The sequence below is a fragment of the Dietzia sp. DQ11-38-2 genome (assembly GCF_014145055.1).
Lineage (GTDB): Bacteria > Actinomycetota > Actinomycetes > Mycobacteriales > Mycobacteriaceae > Dietzia.
Map to the genome: position 1 here is coordinate 1 of NZ_JAALDW010000299.1, position 6,200 is coordinate 6,200.

The window sequence follows — 6,200 nt, forward strand, 5'->3', positions numbered from 1 at the left end:
CCGGCTGGCGGACGCCGTCGCCTCGGCTCTCGTCGAGGTCAGGCGACGTCCCCCCGAGCGGAGGTATGCGGAGCGGATGTCGCGGTATCGGGACCTCGGTCTGAGACTAGAGTGAAACGCGTCACAGGCCGTCGGCACTGATTCGGGGGCCGCATCGCCGCACGAGAGGCTCAACCGATGTCGGACTCCACGACCTCGTCGACCTACGCCGAGGCCCACCGGCTCTCGATCACCGATCCCGATGCCTTCTGGCTGGAGGCCGCCGGCGCCATCGACTGGACCACGCCCCCCACGACCGCGGTCGACGGGTCCAGGCCGCCGTTCTACCGCTGGTTCCCCGACGGCCGACTCAACACGTCGTACAACTGCCTCGACCGCCATGTCGAGGAGGGACGAGGGGACCAGGCCGCGTTCATCTACGACTCGGCGGTGACCGGGGCCACCGAGACCATCACGTACTCCCAGTTGCTCGAGCAGGTCGAGGCCTTCGCGGGTGCGCTCGTCGCCGAGGGAGTGGGCCACGGCGACCGGGTCGTGATCTACATGCCCATGGTTCCCCGCGCGGCCGTGGCGATGCTCGCGTGCGCCCGGATCGGCGCCGTGCACTCCGTCGTGTTCGGGGGTTTCGCCGCGCCGGAGCTGGCCATACGCATCGACGACGCCCGGCCGAAGGTGGTGGTGACCTCGCCCGGCGGAATCGAGCCCACCCGCAAGGTCCCCTACTTCCCGATGGTCGCCAAAGCCCTGGGTCTCGCCCGCCACACACCGGGTGCGGTGATCGTCGCCGACCGACCGGACCAGTTCCCGGACGAGTCCTTTCCCGAGACCCCCGGCACCACCTGGAGCGACTGGGATGAGGCGGTCGCGGGGTCGGAGCCGACCGGGCCCGTCCCCGTCGCCGCGACGGACCCGCTGTACATCCTGTACACGTCCGGGACCACGGGCCTGCCCAAGGGCGTCGTGCGGGACAACGGTGGCCACGCCGTCGCGCTGGCGTGGTCGATGTGGAACGTCTACGGGGTCCGCCCCGGCGAGGTCTGGTGGACGGCCTCGGACGTCGGCTGGGTCGTGGGACACTCGTACATCGTCTACGGCCCGCTGCTGGTGGGCGCGACGTCCATCATCTACGAGGGCAAACCGGTCGGCACCCCGGACGCCGGCGCGTTCTGGAGGGTGATCGCCGAGCACGGGGCCACCGCGCTGTTCACCGCGCCCACGGCCGTCCGGGCCATCCGTAAGGAGGACCCGGAGGGCCGGGAGATCGCCCGGTACGACCTGTCCGGTATGCGCACCCTGTTCTGTGCGGGCGAACGGCTGGATCCCGACACCTATCGATGGGCCACGGAGAAGCTGGGCAAGCCCGTGGTGGACAACTGGTGGCAGACCGAGACGGGCTGGCCCATCGCCTCCAACCTGCGCGGTCTCGAGCCTATGCCGATCAAGGCAGGGTCCCCCACCGTGCCCGTACCCGGATACGACCTGCGCGTCCTGGATGCCGGGGGGACTGAACTGCCCGCGGGGGAGGAGGGCAACCTGGCGATCCGGCTGCCGATGGCGCCGGGCACCCTGTCGGGCCTGTGGGAGGACGACGAGAGGTTCATCTCCTCGTACATGTCCGTCTTCGACGGGTACTACTCCACCGGAGACGGCGGCTACATCGACTCCGACGGCTACGTCTACGTCATGGGCCGGACCGACGACGTCATCAACGTCGCCGGCCACCGGTTGTCGACGGGCTCCATGGAGGCCGTGATCGCCACCCACCCCGCGGTGGCCGAGGCCGCCGTCATCGGTGTGAAGGACGAACTCAAGGGCCAACGGCCGGTCGGGTACGTGGTCCTCAAGTCCGGTCAGGTCCGCGATCCCGAGGAGTTGCGGGCGGAGTTGGTGGCGATGGTCCGCGAGGAGATCGGCGCGGTGGCCACCTTCCGCGACTGCACGGTCGTGCAGGGCCTGCCCAAGACCCGGTCGGGCAAGATCCTGCGCAAGACGATGCGACAGATCGCGGACGGACACGAGGACGTCACAGTCCCGTCGACGATCGAGGACCCGGCCGTGCTCGATGCACTCACACCGTTCCTCCGACCGGCGGAATAGGGCGCGCCGGCCGTCACCCGTGGTCGCCGCGGCGGACCCCGCACACGACGACGCCCCGCCCCCCGGAACGGGGGGCGGGGCGTCGGGTTGAGACGGGGGCGGTCTCAGGCGTCGAGCAGATCGATGACGAACACCAGGGTCTTGCCGCCGAGCGGGTGCAGGGCCGCGGAGGTCCCGTAGGCCTTGTCCGGCGGGATGACCAGCTGACGGCGACCCCCGACCTTCATGCCCGGGATCCCTTCCTGCCAGCCCTGGATGAGGCCGTTGAGCGGGAACGTGATGGACTCGCCCCGGTCCCACGAGGAGTCGAACTGCTCGCCGGTCTCGTAGTCGACACCGACGTAGTGGACGGTGACGTTACCGCCGGCCACCGCCTCGGCGCCCTCCCCGACAGTGAGGTCCGCGCTGACGAGGTCAGTGGGGGCGGGGCCGGTCGGCATGTCGATCTCGGGCTTGTCCATGGTGTCTCCTCCTGGAGTCCGTTTCCCGGGCTCAGCGCTGGCTGATCGGGGTGAAGCTCCGCTCGGCCGGGCCGGTGTAGACCTGGCGCGGGCGGTTGATCTTGGTGGACGGATCCTCGCGCATCTCGCGCCAGTGCGCGATCCACCCCGGCATCCGGCCGAGCGCGAACAGCACGGTGAACATCTCGGTGGGGAAGCCCATCGCGCGATAGATGAGGCCGGTGTAGAAGTCCACGTTCGGGTAGAGCTTGCGCTCGACGAAGTAGTCGTCGGCCAACGCGGTCTCCTCGAGCTTGAGCGCGATCTCGAGAAGAGGGTCGTTGCTCTGCGACAGCAGGGCGTGCGCGTGCTTCTTCGCGATCTGGGCGCGCGGGTCATAGCTCTTGTAGACGCGGTGGCCGAAGCCCATCAGCTTGACGCCGTCCACCTTGTTCTTGACACGATCCATGTAGTCGGTGGCGTCGCCGCCCTCCGACTCGATGCGCTCGAGCATCTCGAGCACGGCCTGGTTGGCCCCACCGTGCAGCGGCCCGTACAGGGCGTTGATGCCGCCGGTGATGGAGGCGTACAACGGCGCCTCGGAGGACCCGACCATGCGGACGGTCGAGGTGGAGCAGTTCTGTTCGTGGTCCGCGTGGAGGACGAGCAGCATGTCGAGGGCGTCGGCGATCTCGTCGGTGACCTCGTAGTCCGGCCCGAACGTCATACGGAGGAAGTTTCGGACGTATCCGAGCGAGGGGTCCGGATCGACGGCGTCATGGCCACGTCGGATGCGCTCGATGGCGGCGGCGAGAGTCGGGCCGCGGCCCAACAGCCGGGCGGTGGCCAGGTCCACGGCCTTGGGGTCGTCGATGTCGAGGTCGTCCCCGTGGGTCCCGAAGAGGCTCACACCGGCGGAGAAGACGGGCATCGGGTGGGTGTCCAGCGGGAACGCCTGCAGCAGCGGCATCATCTGGCCAGGCAGCGCGGTCTCCCCGAGCACCTTCTCGGTGAACTCCGCGAGCTGGGCCTCCGTCGGGTCCTCACCGTAGATGAGCAGGTAGGAGACCTCGAGGAACGAGGCGTTGTCGGCGAGCTGGTCGATCGGATACCCGCGGTGACGCAGGATGCCCTCGTTGCCGTCGATGTAGGTGATCGAGGAGGTGCAGGCGGAGGTGTTGACGAACCCGACGTCCAGTGTGGTCATCCCGGTCTTGGCCAGCAGTGAACCCAACTGCACCGCGTCGCTTCCGCAGGTCGCGTCCACCACGTCGAGCGCGAGCTCACCGCCGGGATAGGACAGTGTTGCCTTGCGGTCCGAACCGTTCGAGCCTGCGGTCACGCGATTCCCTCTCCGACGACTGGTCCCGGCGGCATCTCCCGCCACGAATGTGCTGTGCCACACCCTACCGTGACGGTCGCCCGCGCTCCGAAGCGTGCACCGGTCCGCTCCCCCCGGGCCGTGCCCGCCCGGGGGGCCGATACGCGTGCGCGACCCGTCAGCGGGTCAGGGTTGCAGCCGCCGGACCGTCCACCCCCCCTGTTCCCGGAGACATTCCACCCGGTCATGGAACCGGTCCCGACCCCCCTGCCAGAACTCCACACGGTCCGGGCGAAGTCGGTATCCACCCCACCGGTCGGGCATCGGGATCTCCTCGACGTCCGCGAGCCGCTCCTCGGCGACCCGGTAGAGCGCGTTCAACTCCTCGACCCCGCCCACGGGCTGCGACTGCTCCGACGCCCACGCCGCCACCTGGGACCCCCTCGGACGCGTACGCCAGTACGCCAGGCTCTCCGCCCGCTCCAGTGGACTGCAGCGGCCCTCGACGTGGACCTGGCGTTCCACCGTCAACCACGGGAACGTCGCCGAGGCGTACCCGGACCGCGCCAACTGCACACCTTTGCGGGAGCTCATCGTCGTGAAGAACGTCAGGCCCCGGTCGTCCGCGCCCTTGCACAGCACCGTCCGGGTCGACGGCCTGCCGTCGACGCCGACGGTGCCGAGGACCATCGCGTTGGGCTCGCGCACACCCCGGTGGCCGGCCTCCTCGAGCCACGCGGCGAAGAGCGGGAGCCAGCCGTCGTGCAGATCGCCCACGTCCAGGCTGGTGTGCAGACCGTATCCGACGCGCATCGTGTCGAAGTCGGCCGGTTCGAGTGCGGGATCGCCCATGTCCCAGACGCTACTCCGAGGCCGACGCGCCCCCGACTAGGATGGTGACGATCGAGAATCCCACCACAAGGAACGGCACCCCACGAGCATGAGCGATCAGTTGCCCACCATCCCCGCCGACCTCGCGCCCGCCGACGGCCGCTTCGGCTGCGGCCCGTCCAAGGTCCGCCCCGAGCAGATCGAGGCCGTCTCCGCCGCCGCCACCTCGGTGATGGGCACCAGCCACCGCCAGGCGCCGGTCAAGAACGTCGTGGGAAGGATCCGTGAGGGCCTGTCCTCCCTGTTCTCCCTCCCCGAGGGATACGAGGTCGTGTTGGGCAACGGCGGCACCACCGCGTTCTGGGACGCCGCGGCGTTCGGCCTGGTCCGCGAGAAGTCCCTCCACCTGACCTACGGTGAGTTCTCCTCGAAGTTCGCCAAGGTCACCGGCGCTGCGCCCTTCCTCGCCGACCCGATAGTGGTCTCGGCCGAGCCGGGGTCGGCGCCCGATCCCACCTCGGACCCGTCCGTGGACCTCATCGGCTGGGCGCACAACGAGACCTCCACGGGTGTGATGGTGCCGGTGACCCGCCCGGCGGGCTCGGAGGACGCCCTCGTCGCGATCGACGCCACCTCCGGGGCCGGCGGGCTTCCCGTCGACATCTCCGACGCCGACGTCTACTACTTCGCGCCGCAGAAGTGCTTCGCCTCCGACGGTGGCATCTGGGTGTCGATCATGAGCCCGGCCGCCCTCGAGCGCGTGTCCGAGATCGCGGCCACCGACCGCTGGTGCCCGGACTTCCTCTCGTTGCCCACCGCGGTGGACAACTCCTCCAAGAACCAGACGTACAACACCCCGGCCGTGGCCACCCTGTTGATGTTCGCCGACCAGATCGAGTGGATGAACACCCAGGGCGGTCTGGACTGGTGCGTGGCGCGCACCCGGGACTCGTCCTCCCGCCTGTACGACTGGGCCGAGGCCAGCGACTACGCCACGCCTTTCGTCACCGAGCCCGCCCACCGTTCGCAGGTCGTCGGCACCATCGACCTCGACGCGTCGATCGACGCCGCACTGGTCGCCAAGACCCTGCGGGCGAACGGCATCCTCGACACCGAGCCGTACCGCAAGCTCGGCCGCAACCAGCTCCGCATCGGCATGTTCCCGGCGATCGACCCCGAGGACGTCACGCGACTGACCCGGTGCATCGACCACGTGGTGGGGCAGCTCGGCTGACCCCCGGCCCACCACAATTCCGCAGCCCACCCGGCCCGTCACGACGCCGGGTGGGCTGTGCTGACCTACGATGGTGGGAACGCCCGGGGCCCGGGAGCGCGCCGTTCGAGCCGCCCAGGGGACCGCGAGGAGTCGAGGAGGCGGTATGCGGAAGCTGAGGATCATCGGGGTGGACGCCGACTCGGCCGTGGTCGAGTGTGAGCTCCCCGACTCGGGCGAGACCCTGGCCCTCCCCCTCGACGACAGGTTCCGTGCCGCCGCCCGCGGAGAAGCCGTG

Annotated in this window: 5 protein-coding genes; 2 read left to right on the forward strand and 3 right to left on the reverse strand. The window is 69.7% G+C overall.

Annotated elements, in window-relative coordinates; translation table 11 throughout:
* Window positions 1–177: 177 nt before the first annotated feature.
* Window positions 178–2,097, forward strand: coding sequence for a propionyl-CoA synthetase (locus tag G6026_RS10695; protein ID WP_182613171.1), 1,920 nt, complete (start codon window positions 178–180; stop codon window positions 2,095–2,097).
* 104 nt (window positions 2,098–2,201) lie between these two features.
* On the opposite strand, the gene G6026_RS10700 is transcribed toward G6026_RS10695, so the two are convergent.
* From G6026_RS10700 to pdxH, 3 genes are all read right to left on the reverse strand, one after another.
* Window positions 2,202–2,558 carry an FKBP-type peptidyl-prolyl cis-trans isomerase gene (locus tag G6026_RS10700; RefSeq protein WP_107755850.1) on the reverse strand — a complete coding sequence of 119 codons (357 nt, stop codon included), beginning with the start codon at window positions 2,556–2,558 and terminating at the stop codon, window positions 2,202–2,204.
* Between the two features lie 31 nt (window positions 2,559–2,589).
* Window positions 2,590–3,879: a citrate synthase gene (locus tag G6026_RS10705; protein WP_107755849.1), complete on the reverse strand. Its 1,290-nt coding sequence runs from the start codon at window positions 3,877–3,879 to the stop codon at window positions 2,590–2,592.
* Window positions 3,880–4,044: 165 nt separating this feature from the next.
* Complete coding sequence (gene pdxH, locus G6026_RS10710; RefSeq protein ID WP_182613172.1) at window positions 4,045–4,710, reverse strand: pyridoxamine 5'-phosphate oxidase; 666 nt, start codon at window positions 4,708–4,710, stop codon at window positions 4,045–4,047.
* 88 nt (window positions 4,711–4,798) lie between these two features.
* Here pdxH and serC point away from each other — a divergent pair, with 88 nt between their 5' ends.
* Window positions 4,799–5,923, forward strand: coding sequence for a phosphoserine transaminase (gene serC, locus G6026_RS10715; protein ID WP_107755847.1), 1,125 nt, complete (start codon window positions 4,799–4,801; stop codon window positions 5,921–5,923).
* Window positions 5,924–6,200: the final 277 nt, after the last annotated feature.

What these genes read in the sequence shown, in the direction of transcription:
- G6026_RS10695 (WP_182613171.1), top strand. Translation starts at nt 178, where the DNA reads ATGTCGGACTCCACGACCTCGTCGACCTACGCCGAGGCCCACCGGCTC.
- G6026_RS10700 (WP_107755850.1), bottom strand. Translation starts at nt 2,558, where the DNA reads ATGGACAAGCCCGAGATCGACATGCCGACCGGCCCCGCCCCCACTGAC.
- pdxH (WP_182613172.1), bottom strand. Translation starts at nt 4,710, where the DNA reads ATGGGCGATCCCGCACTCGAACCGGCCGACTTCGACACGATGCGCGTC.
- serC (WP_107755847.1), top strand. Translation starts at nt 4,799, where the DNA reads ATGAGCGATCAGTTGCCCACCATCCCCGCCGACCTCGCGCCCGCCGAC.